General features: G+C 67.0%; 24 protein-coding genes. 12 read left to right on the top strand and 12 right to left on the bottom strand.

Features of this window, described 5'->3' with window-relative positions:
* Positions 1-68 precede the first annotated feature (68 nt).
* Positions 69-953: a LysR family transcriptional regulator gene (locus tag V6V88_RS18555; RefSeq protein WP_223576251.1), complete on the top strand. Its 885-nt coding sequence runs from the start codon at positions 69-71 to the stop codon at positions 951-953.
* A gap of 10 nt (positions 954-963) precedes the next feature.
* On the opposite strand, the gene V6V88_RS18550 is transcribed toward V6V88_RS18555, so the two are convergent.
* The 3 genes from V6V88_RS18550 to V6V88_RS18540 all read right to left on the bottom strand — a co-directional run bounded on the left by V6V88_RS18550 (position 964) and on the right by V6V88_RS18540 (position 2,845).
* Positions 964-1,212 carry a hypothetical protein gene (locus V6V88_RS18550; RefSeq protein ID WP_172802127.1) on the bottom strand — a complete coding sequence of 83 codons (249 nt, stop codon included), beginning with the start codon at positions 1,210-1,212 and terminating at the stop codon, positions 964-966.
* A gap of 95 nt (positions 1,213-1,307) precedes the next feature.
* Entirely contained in the window at positions 1,308-1,910 is a 603-nt protein-coding gene (locus V6V88_RS18545; protein WP_062839203.1) for a helix-turn-helix transcriptional regulator, read from the bottom strand.
* Positions 1,911-2,020: 110 nt separating this feature from the next.
* A complete protein-coding gene (locus V6V88_RS18540; RefSeq protein ID WP_223576250.1) occupies positions 2,021-2,845 on the bottom strand; it encodes an NAD-dependent protein deacylase in 825 nt (274 codons plus the stop codon).
* 169 nt (positions 2,846-3,014) lie between these two features.
* On the opposite strand from V6V88_RS18540, the gene V6V88_RS18535 reads away from it, so the two are divergent.
* A complete protein-coding gene (locus V6V88_RS18535) occupies positions 3,015-3,629 on the top strand; it encodes a cysteine dioxygenase (RefSeq protein ID WP_223576249.1) in 615 nt (204 codons plus the stop codon).
* An 81-nt stretch (positions 3,630-3,710) separates the two neighbouring features.
* Positions 3,711-4,475, top strand: a complete 765-nt coding sequence (locus V6V88_RS18530; RefSeq protein WP_056323557.1) for an IclR family transcriptional regulator — start codon at positions 3,711-3,713, stop codon at positions 4,473-4,475.
* Here the strand turns inward: V6V88_RS18530 and V6V88_RS18525 are convergent.
* Both V6V88_RS18525 and V6V88_RS18520 read right to left on the bottom strand, forming a co-directional pair.
* Complete coding sequence (locus tag V6V88_RS18525) at positions 4,384-6,042, bottom strand: FAD/NAD(P)-binding protein (RefSeq protein WP_338615922.1); 1,659 nt, start codon at positions 6,040-6,042, stop codon at positions 4,384-4,386. The genes V6V88_RS18530 and V6V88_RS18525 overlap by 92 nt on opposite strands.
* Positions 6,039-7,007, bottom strand: coding sequence for a tripartite tricarboxylate transporter substrate binding protein (locus V6V88_RS18520; RefSeq protein WP_056323564.1), 969 nt, complete (start codon positions 7,005-7,007; stop codon positions 6,039-6,041). The genes V6V88_RS18525 and V6V88_RS18520 overlap by 4 nt, the downstream gene beginning before the upstream one ends.
* 311 nt (positions 7,008-7,318) lie before the next feature.
* Between V6V88_RS18520 and V6V88_RS18515 the strand changes: the two genes are divergently transcribed.
* From V6V88_RS18515 to V6V88_RS18495, 5 genes are read left to right on the top strand one after another with little or no spacing between them, the layout of a single operon-like run.
* Positions 7,319-8,488 (top strand): CoA transferase, encoded by a 1,170-nt coding sequence (locus V6V88_RS18515; protein WP_338615920.1) that lies wholly within the window; start codon positions 7,319-7,321, stop codon positions 8,486-8,488.
* Complete coding sequence (locus V6V88_RS18510) at positions 8,485-9,204, top strand: enoyl-CoA hydratase/isomerase family protein (protein WP_062839198.1); 720 nt, start codon at positions 8,485-8,487, stop codon at positions 9,202-9,204. Before V6V88_RS18515 ends, V6V88_RS18510 begins: the two co-directional genes overlap by 4 nt.
* 29 nt (positions 9,205-9,233) lie before the next feature.
* The gene (locus tag V6V88_RS18505) at positions 9,234-10,067 is read left to right on the top strand and encodes a CoA transferase (RefSeq protein ID WP_056323572.1); all 834 of its coding nucleotides are present in this window, start codon (positions 9,234-9,236) and stop codon (positions 10,065-10,067) included.
* Positions 10,060-10,794, top strand: coding sequence for a CoA-transferase (locus tag V6V88_RS18500; RefSeq protein ID WP_062839197.1), 735 nt, complete (start codon positions 10,060-10,062; stop codon positions 10,792-10,794). Before V6V88_RS18505 ends, V6V88_RS18500 begins: the two co-directional genes overlap by 8 nt.
* 47 nt (positions 10,795-10,841) lie before the next feature.
* Entirely contained in the window at positions 10,842-12,335 is a 1,494-nt protein-coding gene (locus V6V88_RS18495; protein ID WP_062839196.1) for a class I adenylate-forming enzyme family protein, read from the top strand.
* Between the two features lie 44 nt (positions 12,336-12,379).
* Here the strand turns inward: V6V88_RS18495 and V6V88_RS18490 are convergent, their stop codons facing one another.
* Both V6V88_RS18490 and V6V88_RS18485 read right to left on the bottom strand, forming a co-directional pair.
* Positions 12,380-13,360, bottom strand: coding sequence for a tripartite tricarboxylate transporter substrate binding protein (locus tag V6V88_RS18490; RefSeq protein ID WP_223576246.1), 981 nt, complete (start codon positions 13,358-13,360; stop codon positions 12,380-12,382).
* Between the two features lie 70 nt (positions 13,361-13,430).
* Complete coding sequence (locus V6V88_RS18485) at positions 13,431-14,300, bottom strand: fumarylacetoacetate hydrolase family protein (RefSeq protein WP_338615919.1); 870 nt, start codon at positions 14,298-14,300, stop codon at positions 13,431-13,433.
* 192 nt (positions 14,301-14,492) lie between these two features.
* Here V6V88_RS18485 and V6V88_RS18480 point away from each other — a divergent pair, with 192 nt between their 5' ends.
* Positions 14,493-15,161 carry an FCD domain-containing protein gene (locus V6V88_RS18480; RefSeq protein ID WP_223576245.1) on the top strand — a complete coding sequence of 223 codons (669 nt, stop codon included), beginning with the start codon at positions 14,493-14,495 and terminating at the stop codon, positions 15,159-15,161.
* A 27-nt stretch (positions 15,162-15,188) separates the two neighbouring features.
* Here the strand turns inward: V6V88_RS18480 and V6V88_RS18475 are convergent, their stop codons facing one another.
* Positions 15,189-16,076 carry a LysR family transcriptional regulator gene (locus tag V6V88_RS18475; RefSeq protein ID WP_338615918.1) on the bottom strand — a complete coding sequence of 296 codons (888 nt, stop codon included), beginning with the start codon at positions 16,074-16,076 and terminating at the stop codon, positions 15,189-15,191.
* 202 nt (positions 16,077-16,278) lie between these two features.
* Here V6V88_RS18475 and V6V88_RS18470 point away from each other — a divergent pair, with 202 nt between their 5' ends.
* Genes V6V88_RS18470 through V6V88_RS18460 form a run of 3 tightly spaced genes read left to right on the top strand, consistent with a single transcriptional unit; the run spans position 16,279 to position 18,038 of the window.
* Positions 16,279-16,758, top strand: a complete 480-nt coding sequence (locus V6V88_RS18470; protein ID WP_056323593.1) for a carboxymuconolactone decarboxylase family protein — start codon at positions 16,279-16,281, stop codon at positions 16,756-16,758.
* Between the two features lie 9 nt (positions 16,759-16,767).
* Positions 16,768-17,523 (top strand): SDR family oxidoreductase, encoded by a 756-nt coding sequence (locus tag V6V88_RS18465; RefSeq protein ID WP_223576244.1) that lies wholly within the window; start codon positions 16,768-16,770, stop codon positions 17,521-17,523.
* A gap of 20 nt (positions 17,524-17,543) precedes the next feature.
* Positions 17,544-18,038 (top strand): Ohr family peroxiredoxin, encoded by a 495-nt coding sequence (locus V6V88_RS18460; RefSeq protein ID WP_062839190.1) that lies wholly within the window; start codon positions 17,544-17,546, stop codon positions 18,036-18,038.
* Positions 18,039-18,084: 46 nt separating this feature from the next.
* Here the strand turns inward: V6V88_RS18460 and V6V88_RS18455 are convergent, their stop codons facing one another.
* The 4 genes from V6V88_RS18455 to V6V88_RS18440 all read right to left on the bottom strand — a co-directional run bounded on the left by V6V88_RS18455 (position 18,085) and on the right by V6V88_RS18440 (position 22,059).
* Positions 18,085-19,089, bottom strand: coding sequence for a LysR family transcriptional regulator (locus V6V88_RS18455; RefSeq protein WP_338615917.1), 1,005 nt, complete (start codon positions 19,087-19,089; stop codon positions 18,085-18,087).
* Positions 19,090-19,232: 143 nt separating this feature from the next.
* Positions 19,233-19,667, bottom strand: coding sequence for a cupin domain-containing protein (locus V6V88_RS18450; protein ID WP_338615915.1), 435 nt, complete (start codon positions 19,665-19,667; stop codon positions 19,233-19,235).
* Positions 19,668-20,484: 817 nt separating this feature from the next.
* Positions 20,485-21,363, bottom strand: coding sequence for an RNA polymerase sigma-70 factor (locus tag V6V88_RS18445; RefSeq protein ID WP_062839188.1), 879 nt, complete (start codon positions 21,361-21,363; stop codon positions 20,485-20,487).
* Positions 21,364-21,453: 90 nt separating this feature from the next.
* Positions 21,454-22,059 (bottom strand): VTT domain-containing protein, encoded by a 606-nt coding sequence (locus V6V88_RS18440; protein ID WP_062839187.1) that lies wholly within the window; start codon positions 22,057-22,059, stop codon positions 21,454-21,456.
* Positions 22,060-22,169: the final 110 nt, after the last annotated feature.

Here is a 22,169-nt window from a genome sequence, read left to right as displayed (position 1 = left end):
TGCGCGTCGCATTCCGCAAGAAAAATCCTAGAATTGTCGGATCAGTCAACACTCAGGGTACGGAATCCATGGATCGCCTGCTTAGCATGGAAGTCTTCGTGGCGGTGGTCGAGCTGGGCAGCCTGACGGCCGCCGCGGCGCAGCTGGACATGTCGCCCGCGATGGCCGCCAAGCACGTCAAGGGGCTGGAAGACCGGCTGGGACTGCGGCTGATGAATCGCACGACGCGCCGCCAGAGCCTGACCGAGGCAGGCCAGGCCTACTTTGCGCGCTGCAAGGCCATCCTGGCGGACATTCGCGATGCGGAGCAGGGCGCCGAGGCGCTGCGATCGGCCCCGCGCGGCCATCTGCGCATCACGTCGTCGGTGTCGTTCGGGTCATTCGCGCTGGCGCCGGTGATCGCCGATTACCTGTCGATCTATCCCGACGTGAGCGTGGAACTGTCGTTGAGCGATAGCGTGGAAGACGTGGTGGCGTCGCGTTTTGACGTGGCGCTGCGTATTGGCGAGCCCGCGGATTCGGGCCTCGTTGCGCGGCGCATCGGGCTTTATCAGATGATCGTCTGCGCCGCGCCGGCGTATCTGGCGCGCTACGGCACGCCCGCCACGCCCGGCGATCTGGCCCGGCATCAGTGCCTGGATTTTTCGCATTGGAGCCGGCGCACGGGCTGGCGGCTGGGCACGGATGAGGGCGGGGAAATGGGGTATCCCACGGGGCGGTTCGTGTCGAACAATGGGCAGGCGCTGCGGCAGGCGGCGCTGGCCGGCTTTGGCATCGTGCTGCAGCCCGAACTGCTGCTGACTGACGACGTGCGCGCCGGCCGCCTGGTGCCGATCCTGCAGCCTTATTGGCCGGTCGCCCGGCCCATCACGCTGCTGTACGCGAAGGATCGCCAGGCGCCGCCCAAACTCACGACCTTCGTGGATTTCGTGGTGACGCGGGTTGCGCGGTAGCGGCAGGGCATCAGGCGCGTCGTCGGTCCACCGCCGTCAGGGACGTGCCGCTCTTGAGAAGCTGATAGGTCTGGCCGCCCAGCCACGCGACCTTTTCACCAGAGCTGGTGCGGCAGACGCAGTGCGTCTTCGGGTCAAAGCGTGGCGTGCCCAGCGCGGAATACGCATCGGGATCGGAAACGAAACGTTCGATGCGATACAACGTGCCATCCGGCGATGTGGCGAGCACATCGGTCAATCGTCTTGCGGTGCCGAGCATATTCAATACCTCCATGCGCGGGCCGTCAGGTGTCGGCGCCAAAGTCGTCTGAACAATTCACGGCGGGAGCGCGAGGCAATGCCTTGCGCGCGACGCTAATGAAACTGTCCTCCTAACAATGAATCATCGAGTTGGTCTGGCGATACGCCCAGGGCCTGCGACACGCGGTCAAGAATGACCTGCCGGGGCCGCGGGCGCGGCCGTTCCAACTCGATATAGATGGAGTGATCGACGCCAAGCCGGGCAGCCATCTCAGCAGTGCTGATGTTCAGATGCTCGCGCCAGGCGCGTATCAAGCTCCAATCGTTGCCGGTTTTTAGATTGACTACAGCTGGCGGCAGGCGCGCCTTGGGCCCTGCAACTTTCTTGCGAGAGGCGCGCGGCGCGGATGCCGCCTTTTCATCGCCCGGGACCGCGCCGCTGTGCCGCGATTCGCCCCGGGGTGTGGTGTGTGCCGTGACGGCAAGAAAGATGGCGCCGCCGTTCAGTTGGCGATACTTGTCGTTGCCCATCCAGCACAGCGTTTCGCCGTTGTCGAGCTTGCATTCGCAATCCAGGTGGGTATTGCTGGGCATGCCTTCGAGCTTGGCGATGGTTTCCGTGGTCGTGGCGTGACGCACCACACGGTGCAGCACACCGTCCGGCGAACGTACGAAGACGTCAGGAAGTCTCCAGGAAAACGGAATGATCATCTCCACAAACGAAGCCCATTACACCACTGTATAACGCGGATGTAATGGTGAATTTGAGGGTTTTCCTGGAAGTGTCGCGCAAGTGTCATAGGCGTGTGGTGGGACGCCACGGATGCTCACAAAACCTCGCGGCCGCCCGGTGTTGCCGGCGCGGCCGGCAGGACTGGCGTGAATTGCGCCGCCGCGAGCACGGCGGGCATGATCTGGGCCGCGGCGCCGCGCAGGTTGTGATGGGCGATCGCGTCCAGCGGCGTTGCGGCCGGGTTGACCTGCACGACCGTGGCGCCGCCCGCGACGGCCAGCCGCGGCAGTTCGGCCGCGGGATATACGAGGGACGAGGTGCCGATGCTGAAAAGCAGGTCGCACTGCTGCACGGCAAGGGTGGCGTCACGCCAGGCCTGCGCGGGCAGGCTTTCGCCGAACCAGACGACACCGGGCCGTACCGGCGCGCCGCATTCCGTGCACGCGGGCGGCGCCAGGCGCCGGCCGGCGTCGGGCTCTTGCGGCAGGTCGGTGGCTAACGCTTGCGGAGCGCCGCAGCGCGAACAACGCGGCGCATGCAGGCTGCCGTGCAGATGCGTGACCGCGCGGCTGCCTGCGCGCTCGTGCAGATCGTCCACGTTCTGCGTGATGACGGCCAGCTCCGGAACATGGTGCGCCAGTGCCGCGATGGCATGGTGTGCGGCGTTGGGCGCGGCGCGCAGGACCTGCGCGCGCCGCCATTCGTACCAGCCCCATACCAGGTCGGGATGTTCGCGGAATGCTTCGGGCGTGGCCAGCGCCTGGGCGTCAAAGCGCGACCAGAGCCCGGTCAGGGCATCGCGGAACGTGGCGATACCGCTTTCGGCGGACACCCCGGCGCCCGTGAATACGACGACGCGGCGCGCGCTGCGCAGGGCCTGCGCCAGCGCGGGCGGAATATCGTGATGCGTGTTTTTCATTTCCAACCTTGCAGACAGTTCGATACGCTGCACGCGCCGGCAAGGCGCTGTCAAGGGCGGACACACGGCGCCGCGCGGGCCAGCATGCGGGACGCGCGTGCGTCCGCGTCCCGAATCGTGGATACTGTTTTTTCAATCTGGGATTTCATCCCGCCTTGGAGAGCTGAGAATGCCTGAATCGAACACCGGCCTGGAACGGCTGCGCCGTTTTATTGCGACTGCGACGCGGCTGGCTTCGCCGCAGGCGCTGGACCAGGGCCCCGAGCTGGCGGCGGCGTTTGCGGACCTGGTGGGGCACGACGATTGGCTGCCCGACGCCTGTACCGCCCCGCATCCGCAGTTCTACCAGCAGTACCTGCTGCATTGCGATCCGCTGGAGCGTTTCTCGCTGGTGAGCTTCGTCTGGGGGCCGGGCCAGTCCACGCCCGTGCACGATCACGAGGTCTGGGGCTATGTGGGCATGCTGCGCGGCGCCGAGATCAATCAGCGGTTCACGCGCGATGCGGACGGCCGGCTGGCGTTGGCGGGCGAGGCGACCACGCTTCGCCCGGGCGACGTCGAGCGCCTGTCGCCGGCCGAGGGCGACATCCATCGCGTGTCTAATGCCTATCCGGATAGGGTGTCCATCAGCGTGCACCTGTATGGCGGCAACATCGGCGCGGTGTCGCGTCACGTGTATGACCCCGATACCGGCCAGGCCAAGCCGTTCGTCTCGGGCTATTCGTCGCCTAGCCTGCCCAATCTGTGGGATCGGTCCGCCGCCGTGCGCGCCACGCTGGGCTAGCGTATCCGCCGGGCGGAATTTGCTGTTCCCGCACCGCGTCCCGTGCTATGTTCCCGTCCTAAATATTAGGAAAAATCACGAATGGACAAGACGCTGCTCAAAGGGCTGATGGTGTTGGAAGCCGTGACCGATGTGGACAATCCGCCGCGCACCATCGACGCGCTGGCGGCCCGGGTGGGTCTGACCCGCAGCAATACGCATCGCACCTTGCAGACGCTGATACATGCCGGCTACGTGATCAAGGACGACGACGGCGGCGGTTACCGCGGGGCCGTGCGCCTTTTCGAACTGGCGGCGCGGCAACTGGCGCAGCTGGACGTGCGCAAACTGGCCGCGCCCCACATGCGCACGCTGGCGGATCAGACAGGCGAAACCGTGCACTTGTCGGTGCTGGATGGCTTTGACGTGGTGTATGTGGACAAGATCGACAGCCCGCAACCCATTCGCGCGTACTCGATGGTGGGCGGCCGCGCGCCCGCCTATGCGGTGGCGACCGGCAAGGCGCTGCTTGCGTATCAGCCCGAGGGCTACGTCGAACGCTACGCGGAGCAGATGGTGCGGCACACGCCGTCCACCATCGTGTCCATGCCGCTTTTGAAAGACGAGCTGCGCAAGATCGCGCGCGCCGGTTACGCGGTGAACCGCGGAGAGTGGCGCGAAGGGGTGGGCGGGCTGGCGGTGACGGTGTTCAACAGTCTGGATCAGCCCGTGGCCGCGGTGGGCATCTCTGGCCCCCTGGATCGCCTGAGCGCCGCTAGGATGAAGCAGCTTGCGCCGGATGTGGCGGCCTGTGCGCAGTCCATCTCTCAGGGAATGGGCTATCGCCGCGGCTTTCTGGATCAGTGATGGTCGCGGCGCGCAGGGTGGCCGCGATCCGCTCGGCCTGATCGCGCGCCAGGCGGGCATTGACGTCCATGGACGTGGTCCAGAAGTAGGTGCCTCCGGCCAGGCTGCCCAGCACCGAGACGCCTGCCACGTGCTGGCCGGCGCCATTTATCAGGCAGCCCGTGTCGTAGTCCAGCGTCAGTCCGCCGTGCGGATCGGCCTGCGCGTGGCCTTCGCGCAGCAGTTCAGACACCAGCGGATCGTCCGTGCGCGCTGCGTCCACCGAGAAGCTCGTGGCGTTGATCAGATGATGGCTCAGGTATTCGATCTGGCCGTCCGCCGTGCGTAGCCGCGTGCGGAACAGGCCACTGGCCGGGTCGTGTTCGCAGCCGGTAAAGCCCGCCGCAACGCTGAGCTGATTCGCGCCGAACAGTGCCTGCAATTTCAAGGCGTTGCGCATGGGGAAGGTTGCGCGCCGGGCCATCCATAGCGATCGCCATTGCGACTGGAAGCGGCGCCGTTCGGTATCGGGCAGCAAGTGCCAGATCTGATCGACCGCCGCGTTGGTGGCTGCGGCCACCGCCTGCCACGGACGCGGGGCGGCAGACGACCGGCGGATCTCGTCTTCCAGCGCGGATCGCGCGTCGCTGTCCATGCCCAGCACCTCGTCGGGGTCCAGAGAACCCTGCAACGCCAACACTTCATCGCGCAGGGCTTGCCAGATGAGGTCCAGCGTCAGCGTTCCCCCGTGCTGTGCGGCCAGGGCGAGGGCGCCGTCTCGGCTCAGGCGTTGCAGCGTGTCCGGCGGACGGTTGTGCGGGCTGCGCACGGACGGCAAGCGGCCGTTGCGCGACACGCACAGGATCGGGCCTTGGTGTCCGGCCTGTTGCAGTGCGGCCACGGCGTCCACCGCGCTCAGGCTGGTGCCGACGATGCACACGGACGCATCGGGTGCGATGTCCTGCGCTAGCGCCGACACCGGATACGGGCTGTTGAAGTAACCGGCCACGCCTTCCAGCGAGGGAAACGCCTGCGAGGGCAGGTTGCCGTTGCACAGCACGGCGTGGCGCGCGTGGCGCAGCGCGCCGTGTTCGGGCTGGATGATCGCGCCGCCGTCCGGCTGCGGCGCCACGCGGTGCACGCGGCTGCGCACGTGTTCCAGCGTCACGCCCAGGGACCGGGCGAGCTGGCGGCAGCGTTCGTAGACCGCGCCCATGTAGGCGCCGAAGAGCGGACGCGGCAGAAAGTCGGCGGGATCGATCGCGGTGACGCCGTAGCCGCCGAGCCAGCCGGCATCCTGCGCGCGCAGCCAGTCGACAAAGTCCAGCCGATGGTCGGCCCGCGCCGACATGTTGCCGGCGGGGATGTTGAGCAGGTTGCTGCGCAGGTCGTCCTGGTATGCGCCGCCCGGGCCGGGCACGGCCTGCGGTTCGAACAGATGGATCACCGGCGGCCGCGCCTCCCGCGGGGCTGGCGCGGCCTGCAGCGCCAGCAGGAACTGATACAGGAAGCTGACGCCGACCGAGCCGCCGCCGACGATGGCCAGGTCGATTGCGGCCGGCCGGCCCGATGCGGGGGCGTGCGTCATTTCGCCACCGACAGGCGCACCACGTCGGCCCAGCGCGAGGTTTCCTGCTTGAGCATCCGGCTGGTGTCGGCCGGGGTCGTGGCGATGGCGTCGGCGCCGAGCTTCAAGGCGGCCTGCTGCACGGAGGGCATCGCGGCGGCGCGGCGCATCCCGTCCGACAGCTTCTCGACGACCGCGGGCGGCGTGCCCGCCGGCGCGAGCAGGGCGTACGTGGTGGCGACCGAATAGTCTTTCACTCCCTGTTCCATCAGCGTCGGCAGGTCGGGCAGGGCCGTGGCGCGCTTGGCGGTCGTGACGCCCAAGAGGCGGATCTTGCCGCTCGCAACCTGCGGCAAGAGGGCGGGCAAGGTTTCGATGACCATGTCGATCTGGCCGCCCAGCAGATCCGTGATGGCCGGCCCGCTGCCGCGGTAAGGCACGTGCATCAGCCGCGTGCCGGTCACCGCCTGGAAGAGTTCGCCCGCCATGTGCTGCGAGGTGCCCGGGCCGGCCGATCCGAACGTGATCGTGCCGGGTTTGCTTTTGGCAAGTGCGATAAGTTCCTGCACGTTCTTGGCGGAGATCTTGCTGCTGTTGACCGCCACCGCCATCGGCATGCTGGTGGCCATCGACACGCCGACGAAGGCCGTGCCGAAATCGTAGCCGGGCTTGTCGGGCATGGCCGCGTGGATGGCGTGGCTGCCCACGGCGCCCATCAGCAGCGTGTAGCCGTCGCCCGCGGACTTGGCGACGAACTCCGCGCCGATCTCGCCACCCGCGCCCGCCTTGTTTTCCACGACCACGCTCTGGCCGAGAAAGTCTCCCAGATGCTGCGCATAGATGCGCGCGGCGGCGTCCGTGGCACCGCCCGGCGGAAACGGCACCACCATGCGCACGGGTTTCGTTGGCCAGTTGTCCGCGGATGCGGGATTGGCCGACAGCGCCAGCACCGTGCTGGCCAAGGCAATACGCCACAACAGTCTCATGCAAGTCTCCTCGGTGGATGGGCCAGCATGCGGCAGGCGCCGTGCGTATCGCCGGCGACTTGACCGCTGCAGTCCTCTTTTACTAAATCCTAAAATATAGGATCGACGTTCCAATAAATGGTTTACGTAGAATTCCACACGGTGCTATGCTGGTCAACAATTAACCGCGACACCTAGGGATTGCACTAGGCTTCGCCTGGAAATCAACGACTTCCCGTCTTGGTCGGACTGGATGATGCCACCGTTGAAAGCCGCGTCTTATACTGTTTTTCTTATCCCAAATATTGAATTTTCATAACGAGAGGTCAGACATGACACCCAGTTCGGCGCTAACCGGCATCACAGTGCTGGAGATTTGCAACGTCGCGGCGGGACCCTTTTGCGGCATGTTGTTGGCGGACATGGGCGCGGACGTCATCAAGGTGGAGCACCCCGAAGGCGGCGATACGCTGCGCAGCTGGCCGCCCATCTCCGATGGCTACAGCGAAAACTTCGCGTCGCTCAATCGCAACAAGCGCTCGGTGACCCTGAACCTGAAGGATCCCGGCGACGTTGCGTTGGCGCGGGAGCTGGCGCTGCGCGCCGACGTGCTCATCGAGAACAATCGGCCGGGCGTGATGGATCGGTTGGGCCTGGGATACCTGCAGCTGCGCGAGGCCAATCCGCGCCTGGTCTATTGCTCGATTTCCGCCTACGGCCAGTCCGGACCGCGCTCGCAGGAAGGCGGCTTTGACCTCACCATCCAGGCCATGAGCGGGATCATGAGCGTGACGGGCGAGGCCGGCGGCGAACCCGTCAAATGCGGCGTGCCGCTGGCCGATTTTTCGGCCGGGCTGTATGGCGCGTTCGCCATCGCGTCTGCGCTGCGCGCGGCGCAGGCAAGCGGGCAGGGCACGCACATCGACGTGCCGATGCTGGGCGCGACGCTGGGCATCGCTGCCTTGCAGACGTCCGAGTTCTTCGGCAGCGGCAAGGATCCCGTCAAGCTGGGGTCGGCCCACCCGCGCAACGCGCCGTATCAGGCGTTTCGCTGCAAGAACGGGTATTTCGGGATGGCCGCCGGCAACCAGGCGCTGTGGAAAGCCGTGTGCGCCACGGTGGGGCGCGACGACCTGCTGGCCGATCCGCGCTTTACCGACACCAGCGCCCGCGCGCGCAACCAGACCGCGCTGCGCGACATCCTGGAAGCGATCTTTGCGGAACACGAGGCGCAGGAATGGCTGGCGCGTTTCCGCGCGGCCGGCGTGCCGTGCGCGCCCATCAACACGTATTCCCAGGTGCTGGACGATCCGCAGGTCGCGCACATGGGCTGGGTCCAGCCGCTTGAACTGCCCAACGGCGTGCAGACGCGCACGTTCGGCCTGCCGGTGCGGTTTGACGGCGAGACGACGGCGCTGCGGCGCAGGCCGCCGGCGCTGGGCGAACACAACGACGAAGTGCTGGGGCCGCTGCGTGCGGGCGGCAAGGGGGGCGCGGCATGAGCGTCCTGCGTATCGACAGACAAGGGCCGCGCCACGTGCTGACGCTGGCGCGCCCCGAAAAGATGAATGCGCTGTCGGCCGACCTGGTCGAGGCGCTGATCGCGGCGCTTGATGAGGCCGAAGGCCAGGGCGCCAAGGTCATCGTGCTGCAAGGCGAAGGCAAGAATTTCAGCGCGGGCTTTGACTTCGGCGATTGGCAGACGCAGAGCGAAGGCGATCTGCTGCTGCGCTTCGTGCGGATCGAAACCCTGCTGCAGCGGCTGGCGGCCTCGCCGTGCCTGACCGTCGCGCTGGCGCACGGGCGCAATTTCGGCGCGGGCGTGGATGTGTTCGGCGCCTGCAAATGGCGCGTCAGCGCGCCGGACGCCACGTTCCGGATGCCCGGTCTGAAGTTTGGACTGGTGCTGGGCACGCGGCGGTTTGCCTCGCTGGTGGGCGCCGAGCGCGCGCGCACGGTGCTTGAACAGGCCGCCACGTTCAATGCCGAAGACGCATTGCGCGACGGCTTTGCCAGCCGGCTTGCCGCGCCAGCCGACTGGACGCGGATCGGCGACGAGGCGCTGGAAACCGCCAGCGCGCTCACGGACGACAGCCGCGTGCAGCTTTACGCCGCGCTGTCGCAGGAGACGCCGGACACGGATCTGGCACGGCTGGTGCGCTCGGCATCGGCGCCCGGGCTGAAGGACCGCGTGGCGGCATATCTGCAGGCGCGCTAGGCGCGTCCCATCGAGCAGGGAGGAAGACAATGGCTTCAGGATTCAATCAGAAGAACAAGCAGTGCAGCTTGCAGGAACTGGCGGCGCTGGTGCCCAACGGGGCATCGATCGCGCTGGGCGGCAGCTTCCTGCATCGCGGCCCGTTCGCGTTCGTGCGTGAACTGATCCGCCAGGAAAAGCGCGATCTCGAACTCATCAAGCAGTCGCCGGGCTACGACGTCGACATCCTGTGCCGGGCGGGCGTGCTGCGCCGCGTGCGCGCGGGCATCGTCGCGATGGAGGGCAACTTCGGTCTGGCGCCCTGGTACCGGCGCGCCGTGGAACGCCACGAGATCGAGCTGGAGGAACATGCCTGCGCCAGCCTGACTGCAGGGCTGCGCGCGGCGGCCTTCGGCGTGCCGTTTCAGCCCTGCGGCGGTCTGCACGGCAGCGGCCTGCCGGAACTGAACGGCTGGAAATGCCTGGAAGACCCCTACGGCAGCGGCGAGAAGACCTGGGTGGTGCCGGCGATCCGGCCGGACTTCGCGGTGATCCAGGCGTCGGAGGTGGATGCGCAAGGCAATGTGCGCGTGCATGGCACCGCGCATTGGGACCGGATCATGTCGCGTGCCGCCGGCAGCGTGCTGGTGGTGGCCGAAAAGCAGGTGGATAGCGCCGTGTTCGAGGCGCAGCCCGAATCCACCCTGGTGCCGTATTTCATGGTGCAGGCCTATGCGGTCGTGCCGGGGGGCGCGTGGCCGGGATCCTGCTGGCCCGATTACGCCATCGACTATCCGGCGGTGGAAACCTACATGGACAAGAACAGCGATCTGCGCGCGCACCTGGCTGCGGCGCCCGAAGCGCGGGAGGGAAATCATGGCTGAGCAATGGTCGGGCTTTTCGTACATCGTCACCAATCTGGCGCGCTTCATCCGCCCCGATGAAATCACGTTCAGCGGCGTGAACTCCACGATGCCCATGCTGGCCTGCCTGCTGGCCAAGCGTGCGTATGACTGGGACTTCGTCTACATCAACGTGGCCGGCGGCGTGAACCCGCGGCCCTCGCACATTCCGTTGTCCAGCTCCGATCCGGTGCTGGCCGAGCACACGGCGTCGATCTTCTCGAACGAAGACTTCTACGACCTGTGCACGCGCGGCCGCATGGACCTGACGTTTCTGGGCGCCGCGCAGATCGACGGCGCGGGCTGCGCCAACAACTCGTGCATCGGCGACTGGCATGAACCCAAGGTCCGCCTGCCCGGCGGCGGCGGCGGCGCGGTGATGCTGCCCACGGCGCGGCGCGCCTGCACCTGGCGCACCGAGCATTCGCGCCGCACGTTCGTGCCCAAGTTGGACTTCATGACGTCGTGGGGCGGCTTTCATGGGGTGGTCACGCCGATCGCCGTGTTCATCAAACGCGACGGCCGGCTGGCGCTGCAATCGTGGCATCCGGAGTCCAGCCTGTCCGAGGTGCGCGAGCGCACGGGCTTTGAGTTCGACGCCGCCGGCGCGGGCCCGACCGAACCGCCGACCGAGCGCGAAGCCCTTGCCTTGCGCGAACTGGACGCGGACGGGCAGTTCGAACGCGACGCCGCCGTCGCGCTGCGCTGATCGCGCATCTACCCATCACATCGAGCCCGGTACAGGGGGAATCAGTCATGTCGATTGCCGATGCCACGGTCGTGGCGGCGTTTGCACGCTTGTGGGACCAGCCGGAATGGGCCGCGCGCCCCGCGCTCGTGACCGCCGAGGAAACCGTCACCTACGCGGACCTGCGCCGCCGGGTGGGGCAGGCCGCGGGCGGCCTGAGGGCTGCCGGCGTTGCGCCCGGCGACTACGTTGGCGTGGCGATGGAGCGCTCGCTGGCGCAGGTGCTGGCCATCCTGGGCGTCATGGCGGCGGGCGCATGCCCGTGCCCGCTGGAGCCGCGGCTGTCGGTCGAGGAAACCGCGCGGCGCGTGGCGGCAGTGGGGCTGACGTGGATGCTGGCCGATAGCGGCAACGCCGCCACCGCGCGCGGCTGCGGCCTGCCGGCGGCGCGCGTGCTCGATGCGGCCAAGATCGTGCAGGGCGGGCAGGACTGGTCCGGCGCGGATGTCGCGCCACAGGCGCCGGGGCTGCTGCTCTTTACGTCCGGCAGCACCGGCAATCCGAAGGGTGTGCTGCTCAGCCATCGGGGGATCGTGAACAACGCGCGCGGCGTTCTGGCGCATACGGGCCTGACGCCCGGCGATCGCCTGCTGCACGTCATGCCGCTGCACCACACCAACGCGCTCAACAATCAGATCTTCACGCCGCTGCTGGCGGGGGCGAGCGTGGCGCTGGCCGGCCGGTTCCGCGCGCAGGACATGCCGGGACTGCTGGCCGCCTTCCGGCCCACGATCATCACCGGCGTGCCGACGATGTATGCGCGGATGCTGGAATTGACCTTCGATCCGGACAGCCTTGCCGGCCTGCGCTTTGCGCGTTGCGGCTCGGCGCCCATCACCGAGGCCTTGCACCGCCGGATCGAAGCCTTCCTCGGGTGTCCGCTGGTCGTGTCCTATGGCCTGTCGGAGGCCACGTGCACGTCCACCATGAATCCGCCCGCGGCGCGGCGCGTGGGATCGGTGGGCACGGTGCTTGAAGGGCAGGACGTGAGCCTGCGCCTGCCCGACGGCAGCCTGGCGCCGGCAGGCGCCGAAGGCGAGATCTGCATCGCGGGCGATAGCCTGATGCTGGGCTATCTGGGCGTGGACAGTGCGGACGCGGGCGCGCCGCGGCTGCTGCGCACGGGCGACCTGGGCCGCTTCGACCCACAGGGTTACCTGATGATCACCGGCCGCATCAAGGACGTCATCATCCGCGGCGGCGAGAACATTTCGCCCGCCCTCATCGAAGGCGTGGTGACGGGGATGCCTGGCGTGGCGGCCTGCTGCGTGGTGGGGGCGCCGGACGATGACCTGGGCGAGACGCCGGTAATCTTCGTGCAGGGCAATGGCGACTGTCCGCCTGACGCGGCCGCGATACAGGCCGAGGTGCTGGCGCGGCTGGGCCGGATCTACGTGCCGCGCGACGTGATCTGGGTCGACCGGCTGCCGGAGAACGCGGTCGGCAAGGTGGACCGCAAGGCGCTGGCCCGGCAGGCGGCGGGGCGCGAAACGGTGCAATGAAAAAGGGGGCGCGAAGCCCCCCGATAGCAGCTACGTTCCGCTCGTCATTCGACCTTGCCGATCCGCTTGACCGCCACTTCCAGCGACGCGGAGTCCTTTTTCCAGTAGTCGTCGAACGCCGGCGCGTCCAGGTACTGCACCGGGCTGCCGGTGCCGGCGATGCGCGCCTGCACCGCGGGATCGTCCGCGATCTGCTTGACGGCATCGCGCAGCTTGTCGATGACGGCGGGGGGCGTGCCGGCCAGCGCGAAGATGCCGGACCACTGCACGAAGCTGGCGTCAAACCCCTTGGATTTGAGCGATGGCACCTGCGGCAGGCTCTCCAGCTTGCCGTCGCCCCAATGCGCCAGTGGGCGCACACGTCCGGCCTGGATGAGCTGCATGACGCTGGACGGGCCGGTGGCCAGGGCGTCGACCTGCCCGCCGACCAGCGCCTGCACCGCGGGACCCGCGCCGGTGAAGGGCACGTGCATCATCTTGATGCCGGCGGCGTTCTGCAGCATTTCCATCGGCACGTGCATCGTGCCGTAGATGCCCGAGCTGCCGTAGCTCAGCTTGCCGCCCTGTTTCCTGGCCGCCTCAAGGAATTCGTCCAGCGTCTTGTAGGGCGCGTCCGCGCGCACCACCAGCACGGTGGGATCGGCCGTGATGCGGGCGATCGGCACGAACTGGTCCAGCTGATAGGCGGGCTTGCGCTCCAGCAGCCGGTCGGCCGCGGGCAGGATGGAAATCGACGACAGGCTCATCAGCAACGTGTAGCCATCGGGCTTGGCGCGGCCCGCCTGGCCGATGCCGATGGCCCCACCGGCGCCGCCCTTGTTTTCGATGACGATGGGCTGGCCCAGCTTGTCGCCCAAGGCCTGGGCAATGGGGCGGGCGATGGTGTCGGCCACGCCGCCGGGCGGGAAGGGCACCACCAGCGTGACGGGGCGTTCGGGATAGCCGGCGGCCTGCACGGTCATCGTGGCCGTCGCACTCAGGCATAGCAAGGCAGCCGCGGCCACCTGTTTGCAGCGCAGTTTCATGTCTCACTCCTTATGGGCTTGCGTGCTGCGCGGCGCCGGTTTCATTGACCGGCGCTCATTGGCGCGGGCGTCAGACGAATCGGTTCTCGATCCTTCCAATGCCGTCGATCTCAATGCGGACGACGTCGCCGCTCTTGAGGAATTGCGGCGGATTCAGGCCCTGGCCGACGCCAGCGGGCGTGCCGGTGGCAATGACGTCGCCGGGGTACAGCGTGATGCCGCGCGAGCAGGTTTCGATGAGCGTGGGAATGTCGAAGATCAGGTCTTCCGTGTTGCCGTCCTGGCGCAGCTCGCCGTTCACCCAGCAGCGCACGCGCGTGTTGCGTCCGTCCAGCTCGTCGGCAGTGACCAGCCACGGACCCATCGGGCAGAAGGTGTCGAAGGATTTGCCCAGGTCCCACTGCTGGTGGCGCATCTGCACGTCGCGTGCGGTGACGTCATTGACCACGGTGTAGGCGATGACGTGGCTCATGGCTTCGGCGCGGGAGATGTTGCGACCGCCCTTGCCGATCACCACCGCCAGTTCGGCTTCGTAGTCGATCTTGTCGGAGATGCCCGTGGGCAGCGTCACGTCGGACCAGGGGCCCACCACGGTTTGCGGCACCTTGGTGAAGACGATGGGCCAGGACTCCGGGTTGGCGTCGTTGTCCTTGAAGACGGAGTCGCGCAGTTCCTTGGCATGGGCGTGATAGTTGCGGCCCACGCAGAACAGGTTGCGCGGCTGCGCCGGCAGGGGCGCTTCGTGCTCGACCTGATCCCAGCGATAGGACGGTCCCGCCTGGGCGGGCAGGGCGCGGCCCTCGGCCAGCCACCGCACCGCCGTCAGTGCGCCGGCCGCGGCCAGTTCGGGCGCGAAGTCCAGCGCGGTAACCGTGCTGCCGTCGTCCGCGACCACGCCCACGCGCCGTTCACCATTGACTCGAAATACCGCGATTTTCATGCTTGCTCCTGCGGGGCTTACGCCGCCCGTTGATGAGATACCAAAAAATACCAATTTGAATAATTCAGGCCCAATTGGTGCTGTTCGGCAGGATAAACCAAAATTCTCCGCAGGCGAATCCATTTATTGCCGGATAGGCAGGAATTTTTTGGACTGATTTGGTATCATCGCGGCATTCATCCGGGAGTCCTCATGGACAAAGCCTCCGCCATGCGGGCGGTCATCATCGAAAACCTGCAGTCGGGAGTCTGGCCCGCCGGCCATCGCCTGCCCACCGAGCGCGCGTTGAGCGAGGAATTCGGCCTCAGCCGGTCTACCGTGCGCCGCACGCTGGCGCAGTTGAAGGACGACGGACTGATCTCGCAGCGCGTGGGCAGCGGCACCTACGCCAACCCGCCGTCGACGCTGGCGCAGACCGAGGCGTTCTTGCGTGGCGAAGTGCTGTCCACCAGCCCGGCCGAACTGATGGCCGCCCGCCTGGTGCTGGAACCGGCCATTGCGGCGTTGGTGGTGCAGCACGGCACGCCGGCCGATTTCGCCGCCATGCAGCATGCGTGCGACGAGGCGGAGGCCGCGGCCAGCTTTGAAGCGTTCGAGGTGTGGGACGCGAAACTGCACGAGCTGATGGCCACGGCCACGCACAATCTCTTCATCGAAAAGGTCTTCGCGCTGATGACCGCGGCGCGCTCGCAGGCGACCTGGGGCGCGCTCAAGCGCAAGAGCCTCACCCCCGAACGGCGCGCGGCCTACCAGGCCGAACACCGCGAAATCGTCGAGGCGCTGCATGACCGCGACTCAGACCGCGCCATGGCGGCGGTGCGCCGGCATCTGGTGCACGTCAGGGAGAACTTGTTGGGCTGAGGCAGCGCATGCTTGGGGCACGGACGCCTAGTTCACGCGCAGATGCCGTTGCAGCGTATCCAGAAACACCTTCGCCCGCGCCGGCGTCACACGGTTGTCGGAGAGCGCGTAGATGGTCGCCGGGGGCAGTTTCCAGTCTGGCAGGATCTGTTCCAGATCCAGTTCCCGCAGTGTTTGCGACAGCGCCAGGTGGCTGGGCATCCAGGCAATGCCCAGCCCGGCGATGGCAAGCTGCACACCCAGCGCCGAGCTGTTGGTGCCGATGTGGGTGGGGCCGCGGACGTTCAGCAGGCTCTCGCCTTCGCCCAGTGTCCAGTCCTGCAGGTCGCCGGTGATGATGCGCTCGTGCAGGCCCAGGTCTTCCGGGCAGGTCGGCCGGCCGAATCGGTCCAGGTAGCTGCTGGCCGCCACCAGCACCCACTGCACCTGCGCGACGTGCTTCTGGATGAGCGCCGAATCCGCCAGCTCGCCCGTGCGCAGCATCAGGTCGAAGTGCTGGCCATTGCGGCCCGTGTCGGCCAAGCCAAGCTCCACCTCGAACGAGATCTGCGGATAGGTTTCGCGCAGCTCTTTCAGCACCGCCGGCAGGATCGTCGTCAGGCCGGGCATGACCGACACGCGCAGCGTGCCCGCCAGGTGGTTCAGCCGTGAGTTGATGATTTCGTGCGCCGACAGGGCGCCTTCGACGTGTTCCGCGCAATGATCGAAGTACTGCTGTCCGATGGCCGTCAGGCTGACGCTGCGCGTCGTGCGGTTCAAGAGCTTGTAGCCCAGCGCCTGTTCCAGCTGCGTGAGCCGCCGCGACAGCGTGGCGACGGGGATGCCGAGCGCGGCGGCGGTGGCGGACAGCTTTCCACGCTTGGCGACTTCGACGAAGTAATGGATGTCCTGCATCGAGATATCGTTTCTGTTCATGATGAGTTCCGGGCGCGAGCCTTGATTGCCTGCCTATTGTCGGCGTGACCGCGCCTGCCGATTGTTGCCATTGCGGCAACATCATGGTCCCCGCGCCGGGGCTACTGCGGTCCGGCGGGCCGGCCTACGATTTGGGCGTCGAACAAGCAAGCGCCGCGCCCGGCAACCCGATCGGAAGCGCCCAACCCACCCAGGAGCCATCATGAGCCAACGTCTCAACGCCTTTGCCCAATCGCCGGAACTGTTCAAGAAGTTTGTCGAGTTCACCATGCTGGCCAAATCCGGCACCATCGAAAAGTCGATCCTTGACCTGGTCGACATCCGCGCCTCGCAGATCAACGGCTGCGGCTTCTGCCTGGACATGCACATCAAGCAGGCCAAGCTTGCCGGCGAACGCGAACTGCGTCTGCACCATGTCGCCATCTGGCGCGAATCCAATCAATTCTCGGCGCGCGAGCGCGCCTGCCTGGCCTGGACCGAAGCGCTGACCACGCTGGGCGTGCATGGCGTGCCGACCGAGGTGTACGAGCGCGTGCGCGGCGAGCTGTCCGAAAAGGAAATCTCGGACCTCAGCTTTGCCGTCATGGCCATCAATGGCTGGAACCGGCTGAACGTGGGATTCCAGACCGTGCCCGGCTCGGCCGACAAGGCGTATGGGCTGGACAAGGCCCAATTCAACTAAGGATCGATCATGAAAATCCTCGTCATCGGCGGCACGGGCCTGATCGGCTCCAAGCTCGTCAAACTGCTTGCCGAACGCGGCCATGAGGCCATCGCCGCCTCGCCCGCCACCGGCGTGAACACCATCACCGGCGAAGGCCTGGACGCGGCCCTGGCCGGGGTCGACGTCGTGGTCGACGTGGCCAACTCGCCGTCCTTCGAAGACAAGGCCGTCCTGGAATTCTTCCAGACCTCCGGCCGCAACCTGCTGGCCGCCGAAAAGCGCGCGGGCGTGCGCCATCATGTCGCGCTGTCGGTGGTGGGCACCCGCCGCCTCGCGGAAAGCGGCTACTTCCGCGGCAAGATCGCGCAGGAAGACCTGATCGAAGCCGCCGGCATTCCGTACACCATCGTGCACAGCACGCAGTTCTTCGAGTTCCTGGGCGGCATCGTGCAGTCCGGCACGCAGGGCGACGAGGTACGGCTGTCCTCCGCCTACGTGCAGCCCATCGCCTCGGACGACGTGGCGCTGGCCATGGCCGACGCCACGTTGGGCGCGCCCGTGAACGGCATTGTCGAGATCGCCGGTCCGGAGAAGGTCAGGTTGTCCGAACTGGCCCAACGCTACATGCGTAGAATCGGGGACACCCGCACCGTGCACGCGGACGCCGGCGTGCGCTATTTCGGCGCGCTGCTGGACGACAGCACACTGGTGCCGGGAACCAGCCCGCGCCTGGGCAAGATCGGCTTTGACACCTGGTTCAGCCACTCGGGTGCAAGAAAGTAGCGGCGGTCACAAGGACCTACATGAGCAAACTGCGGCCTCCTCCCCAAAGCCTCCTGGACAAGTACCGGGGCGGCGACTTCCGTCCCCTGTACACCACCAGCGTGACAGTGCGGGGCGGGGAGGCCGCGCATGGCCGTGCCTCGGGCATCGCCATCTCGGACGACGGCGAACTGCTTGTGGAATTACGGTTGCCCGTCGAGCTGGGCGGCACGGGCGGTGGAACCAACCCCGAGCAGCTCTTTGCCGCCGGTTACGCAGCCTGCTTTCACGGTGCGCTCAGCATGCTGGCCCAGCGGTCCGGGCTGTCCATTCCCGACGCCTCGGTCACTGCCACGATCGCGTTCGGACGCGACCCCGTCGATGGCCTGTTCGCGCTGAAGGCGGACGTCAACATCCACCTGCCCGGCCTGGATAAGGCCATTGCCGAAGAACTGGTGCGCAACACCGAGCGCCTCTGCCCTTATTCCAAGATGGCGCAGGGCGGCATCGAAAGCGTTGTCGCACTGACGCAGTAGCGCCGCCTGCCGGGGCGCCTTTCCACGCGCCTTGCCGCCTTGCGCTTCACGCCGGCTTGACCAGCAGGCTGTCCAGTATCTGCAGGTCCATCGCGCGGATGTTCTCCGTCATGTAATCGATGAACACGCGCATGCGCACCGGCAGGTGCTGGCGGCTGAGAAAGCACAGGTAATGCCCGCGGTCGTCCGGCGCATATTGCGGCAGGCAGGCCACCAGCCGGCCCGCCCGCAGATGGTCGCAGACCTGATAGGCCGCCATCTGCGCGATGCCGTGTCCGTCCAGCACCGATTGCAGCACCAGGTCCGCGTCGTTGAAGGTCAGCATGCCGGGCGGCGCCACCTTGCGCATCTGTCCGCCCACCTTGAACTCCCATTCGAACACGCGGCCGGACGCCAGCTTGAAATTCACGCAGGCATGGTCCGCGATGTCCTCGACGCTGGCGGGCAGTCCGTGGCGCGCGGCATAGGCCGGTGACGCGCACAGCATCATCTGCATCGGGATTACCTTCTTGGCAATCACCTGGCTGTCTTCCATGCGCCCGTTGCGAAAGGACACGTCCACGCGGTCGGTCGTGAAGTCGGTGGGGCCGTCGTCCAGCAGCAACTCCACCGAGATGCCCGGATTGGCCTCACGAAATCCCTTCAACAGCGGCGCGACGATCTTGCGGCCGAAGCCCACGGTGGCGCACACGCGCAACTGGCCCGACGGCGGGCCCTGGCGAAGGTCGCGCATGTCGTCCAGCGCCTGGATGATGCGTTCAACGCCCGGGTGGCATTGCTCGTAGAAGCGCTGGCCCTCGGGCGTGAGCGACGTGCTGCGCGTGGTGCGCACGAACAGGCGCGTGCCCAGCTGATCTTCAAGCTTCTGCACGCTGCGGCTGACGGCCGAGCGGCCGATGCCAAGCCGGTCGCCCGCCTTGGCGAAATTGCCTTCGGCGGCGACGGCGATGAAGGCCATGACACCGGCATAGCTGGTGGCAAAGCTGTCGGCCAGGGAATCCGGTCCGGCCGAAGCAGGGGTATCCGAAGGGGCAGGGTGGGGTGTCGACATGGTGGCGGCGCCGCAAGTGGGTTGATCCTACAGCTAAGACGGCGCAGCCCGCAATCTTGTGACATCACGCGCGAAAAAAAGCCTTCCCCCGAGGGGAAGGCCTGGCGGCCCAACGTAAGGCCCCTGCCGCGTGCCGGGCGTCCCTATTTGACCGGGGTCAGGGCGGGCGCGCCTTGCTTCTTGATGAGGACGACCAGGAACTTGGCCGGCTGGGTCTGGCTGGCATTGCGCCCCACCGTGTGAACGTCGTCCGGCCCTTCATAGAAGGTTTGCCCGGGCGTCAGCGTGACTTCCTTGCCGCCCTTGACCTGCATGACGATGCTGCCTTCCAGCACATAGACAAAACCATACGCATCGTGGCGGTGAATGGGATCGGCCCCGCCGGGCGGATAGTCGACGATGAGCATCAACGCGTCCTTGCCGGGAATGTCCGGCAGGGCCTTGGTCATCAGTTCGGTGACGACGGGATCGGCGGCCGTGGCGCCGGACGATGCGTGATGGGAGGCGGCGTAAACGGGCTGGCCGAGCAGCGCCGCCGCGGCGATGAAGGGCAATCCGAACTTGGTGGTCTTAGACATGGCCTGTCCTTGCGTGTGAGTGATGACAGGTCCATCGTAGAAGCGCGGCCCGCGAGGCGGTAGGCACGCACAAGGGATCACCGTGTTGCCTGCCAGGCACCAACGCATCGGGCCGCTAGCGGCGGCGCGTAGCCAGGCGACCGTAGCCGGTCGGTAGCCGGTGTCTGACACCCTTGTGAGATTAGCTTCATACCAAGTTCATCCCCCGAGGGTGTCAGACACCTTAAGAGGATAATTGGCATCTCTGCCTGAACCTGCCTAGAGCGTTTGCTGCTGCCGGTGTCTGACACCCTAGGGAGACGCTCTTGGTATGACGGGAGTCTCCCCAGGGTGTCAGACACCGAGAGCAGAAGCAGCCACACGCGAAGCGCCATCACGACGACGCAAGACGCCGCGTAAGCCCACGAAGGCCGCCCGCGCGGCCGCCCGGGGGCGGGCCCCGCAAGACGCTTCTCGTCCACCCCGTCGCATGCAAGAACCTTAAGAACCCAACTCGCCCCGCTGTCCGACAAGATTCAACCGTAGAGCCCGGTGTGGCGTGGGCCTGGGGTGGGCGGGGCGTTTAGATGCGCCCGGCGGAAACCGAAGGGAGCCGAAGGCGGACGAGGTTGTGCGCGGGGGGGGCCGCCTAGGCTAGTCCGGAGCAAAGGCTCCGGACCGCAATCGGAGCCCCGCCCGCCCCAGGCCCACGCCGCGCCGGGCGCCTAAAGAACCCAGCCGAATCCCATGCAAACCCACCCAGTCCGCAACTCGATACAGCGCAATAACCCTTCCCACGACACGCCACTCGCGCGCATCAACACGCCACCCGCGCGCATCAAGAGCCCTTGAGCGCCGCGGCGATGCCCGCAAGCTTGTCCGGATTTCGCTGCACCAGCACCCGCGTCAGCCGTTCGCCATCGGTCTCGTAAGACTGCACGGATTCCAGATCGCCGTCGATGAAGCGCAAGAGGGTCCATTGCCCATTCACCTGCACCACCCGGACATCCAATGCGTCGCGATAGCGGCGCTTGCCCGCATAAAAGAGCTGCGCCAGCCGCTTGCCGCCCGCCAGGCTGGCAAACGCGCTGACCTTGCCGCCGCCGTCGCCGATGAGTTCGGCGTCGTCGCTCAGGAGCGCGAGCAGTCCGTTGAAATCGCTGCGCTGCATGGCGTCGGCAAAGCCTTGCAACAGGCGCTGCAGCGTCGCGCGCGGCACGGCCTCGCGCGGCGCGCCCTGGCGCAGTTGCTGCCGCGCGCGCCGCACCATCTGACGCACGGCCGCCGGATTCTTGTCCAGCGTTTGGGCGATGTCTTCGTAGTCCGCATCGAACACGTCGCGCATGAGAAACGCCGCGCGCGCATCGGGCGACAGGCGTTCCAGCATGAATAGAAATGCCACCGACACATCGTCGGCCTGCTCGTGGATCTGTTCCGGCGTGGAGGGCGCTGCCATCAGCATGGGTTCGGGCAGCCATACCCCGACATAATGTTCGCGTTCGGCCTTGACGGCGCGCAGGCGGTCGAGGGACAGGCGTGTGGTGGCCGTGACGAGCCATGCTTCGGGGTTCTGGATGACCGCGCGGTCTGCCCCGTGCCAGCGCAGCCACGCTTCCTGCACGACGTCTTCGGCCTCCGCCACGGCGCCCAGCATGCGATAGGCAATGCCATAAAGGCGGGAGCGGTGCTGGTCGAAGAGGGCGACGGAGTCGGTCATGGATAGGGCCAGCGCCGCAACGACGTGAGAGGACGGCGAGTATTTTGCCGCAGGGCAATCGCTGCGACAAGCGCGGCGCGTCTTGCCGGTCTACGCGCGGCGTGCGTAGCGGTATGCGACGTAAAGCGCCGCCGCTGCGCCCGTTGCAATAGCGGCGCGCCCGCCCAGCGCGGATAGCATCGCCAGCAGCGCTTCCACGCGCGCCGAGAAAACGGCGCCCAGCAATAGTCCCGCGGCGGCCCAAAGCGCCAAGCCCGCGCAGTCGTGCCAGACGAAGGACCGCAGGCGCGTGCCGCTTGCGCCGCATAGCGGCACGGCCACCATCGACAGTCCGGGCATGAAGCGAGCCACGATCAACAGGCGCACGCCCCATCGGTTGAAGAAGCGTTCAGTCTTGCTGATGCACGCCTCGCGCGAGAGCGACAGGTTGCAGACGGTGTGCAGCGTGCGAGGCCCGTAGCGTCTGCCACCGCGGAACCAGAGCAGGTCGGCCATCACGCCCGCCAGCACCGCGGCCGCCAGCACAATGGCTAGCGGGATGGCGAGGTGCCCCGATGCGCCGGCCGTGGCTGCCTGGCTGGCGCCGACGGCGATCAGCGTGGGCATGACCGGCAACGGCAAGCCGAGTGATGCGCCCAGCACGTTCAGGAATACGGCCAGCACGCCGTAATGCGCGATCCATTCATGGGGCAGCATGCGGCGCTCCCTGCTTGGTGCGGGTCGTGCCTGCTGGGGCGATGGCGGGCCTGGGCATGTCGGATCTCCGGGAAGTGTCGCGCCGCGGTGCGTGGCGCGTCAGAAGGAAT

This window comes from Achromobacter sp. E1, from assembly GCF_037039475.1.
Taxonomy (GTDB): domain Bacteria; phylum Pseudomonadota; class Gammaproteobacteria; order Burkholderiales; family Burkholderiaceae_B; genus Achromobacter; species Achromobacter mucicolens.
Note: the sequence above shows the minus strand (reverse complement) of the source record. Positions and strands in the feature narration are given on the sequence as shown.

What these genes read in the sequence shown, in the direction of transcription:
- V6V88_RS18525 (WP_338615922.1), bottom strand. Translation starts at nt 6,042, where the DNA reads ATGACGCACGCCCCCGCATCGGGCCGGCCGGCCGCAATCGACCTGGCC.
- V6V88_RS18455 (WP_338615917.1), bottom strand. Translation starts at nt 19,089, where the DNA reads ATGTCGACACCCCACCCTGCCCCTTCGGATACCCCTGCTTCGGCCGGA.
- V6V88_RS18520 (WP_056323564.1), bottom strand. Translation starts at nt 7,007, where the DNA reads ATGAGACTGTTGTGGCGTATTGCCTTGGCCAGCACGGTGCTGGCGCTG.
- V6V88_RS18490 (WP_223576246.1), bottom strand. Translation starts at nt 13,360, where the DNA reads ATGAAACTGCGCTGCAAACAGGTGGCCGCGGCTGCCTTGCTATGCCTG.
- V6V88_RS18475 (WP_338615918.1), bottom strand. Translation starts at nt 16,076, where the DNA reads ATGAACAGAAACGATATCTCGATGCAGGACATCCATTACTTCGTCGAA.
- V6V88_RS18485 (WP_338615919.1), bottom strand. Translation starts at nt 14,300, where the DNA reads ATGAAAATCGCGGTATTTCGAGTCAATGGTGAACGGCGCGTGGGCGTG.
- V6V88_RS18440 (WP_062839187.1), bottom strand. Translation starts at nt 22,059, where the DNA reads ATGCTGCCCCATGAATGGATCGCGCATTACGGCGTGCTGGCCGTATTC.
- V6V88_RS18470 (WP_056323593.1), top strand. Translation starts at nt 16,279, where the DNA reads ATGAGCCAACGTCTCAACGCCTTTGCCCAATCGCCGGAACTGTTCAAG.
- V6V88_RS18515 (WP_338615920.1), top strand. Translation starts at nt 7,319, where the DNA reads ATGACACCCAGTTCGGCGCTAACCGGCATCACAGTGCTGGAGATTTGC.
- V6V88_RS18555 (WP_223576251.1), top strand. Translation starts at nt 69, where the DNA reads ATGGATCGCCTGCTTAGCATGGAAGTCTTCGTGGCGGTGGTCGAGCTG.
- V6V88_RS18530 (WP_056323557.1), top strand. Translation starts at nt 3,711, where the DNA reads ATGGACAAGACGCTGCTCAAAGGGCTGATGGTGTTGGAAGCCGTGACC.
- V6V88_RS18540 (WP_223576250.1), bottom strand. Translation starts at nt 2,845, where the DNA reads ATGAAAAACACGCATCACGATATTCCGCCCGCGCTGGCGCAGGCCCTG.
- V6V88_RS18535 (WP_223576249.1), top strand. Translation starts at nt 3,015, where the DNA reads ATGCCTGAATCGAACACCGGCCTGGAACGGCTGCGCCGTTTTATTGCG.
- V6V88_RS18510 (WP_062839198.1), top strand. Translation starts at nt 8,485, where the DNA reads ATGAGCGTCCTGCGTATCGACAGACAAGGGCCGCGCCACGTGCTGACG.
- V6V88_RS18505 (WP_056323572.1), top strand. Translation starts at nt 9,234, where the DNA reads ATGGCTTCAGGATTCAATCAGAAGAACAAGCAGTGCAGCTTGCAGGAA.
- V6V88_RS18445 (WP_062839188.1), bottom strand. Translation starts at nt 21,363, where the DNA reads ATGACCGACTCCGTCGCCCTCTTCGACCAGCACCGCTCCCGCCTTTAT.
- V6V88_RS18500 (WP_062839197.1), top strand. Translation starts at nt 10,060, where the DNA reads ATGGCTGAGCAATGGTCGGGCTTTTCGTACATCGTCACCAATCTGGCG.
- V6V88_RS18460 (WP_062839190.1), top strand. Translation starts at nt 17,544, where the DNA reads ATGAGCAAACTGCGGCCTCCTCCCCAAAGCCTCCTGGACAAGTACCGG.
- V6V88_RS18495 (WP_062839196.1), top strand. Translation starts at nt 10,842, where the DNA reads ATGTCGATTGCCGATGCCACGGTCGTGGCGGCGTTTGCACGCTTGTGG.
- V6V88_RS18550 (WP_172802127.1), bottom strand. Translation starts at nt 1,212, where the DNA reads ATGCTCGGCACCGCAAGACGATTGACCGATGTGCTCGCCACATCGCCG.
- V6V88_RS18480 (WP_223576245.1), top strand. Translation starts at nt 14,493, where the DNA reads ATGGACAAAGCCTCCGCCATGCGGGCGGTCATCATCGAAAACCTGCAG.
- V6V88_RS18450 (WP_338615915.1), bottom strand. Translation starts at nt 19,667, where the DNA reads ATGTCTAAGACCACCAAGTTCGGATTGCCCTTCATCGCCGCGGCGGCG.
- V6V88_RS18465 (WP_223576244.1), top strand. Translation starts at nt 16,768, where the DNA reads ATGAAAATCCTCGTCATCGGCGGCACGGGCCTGATCGGCTCCAAGCTC.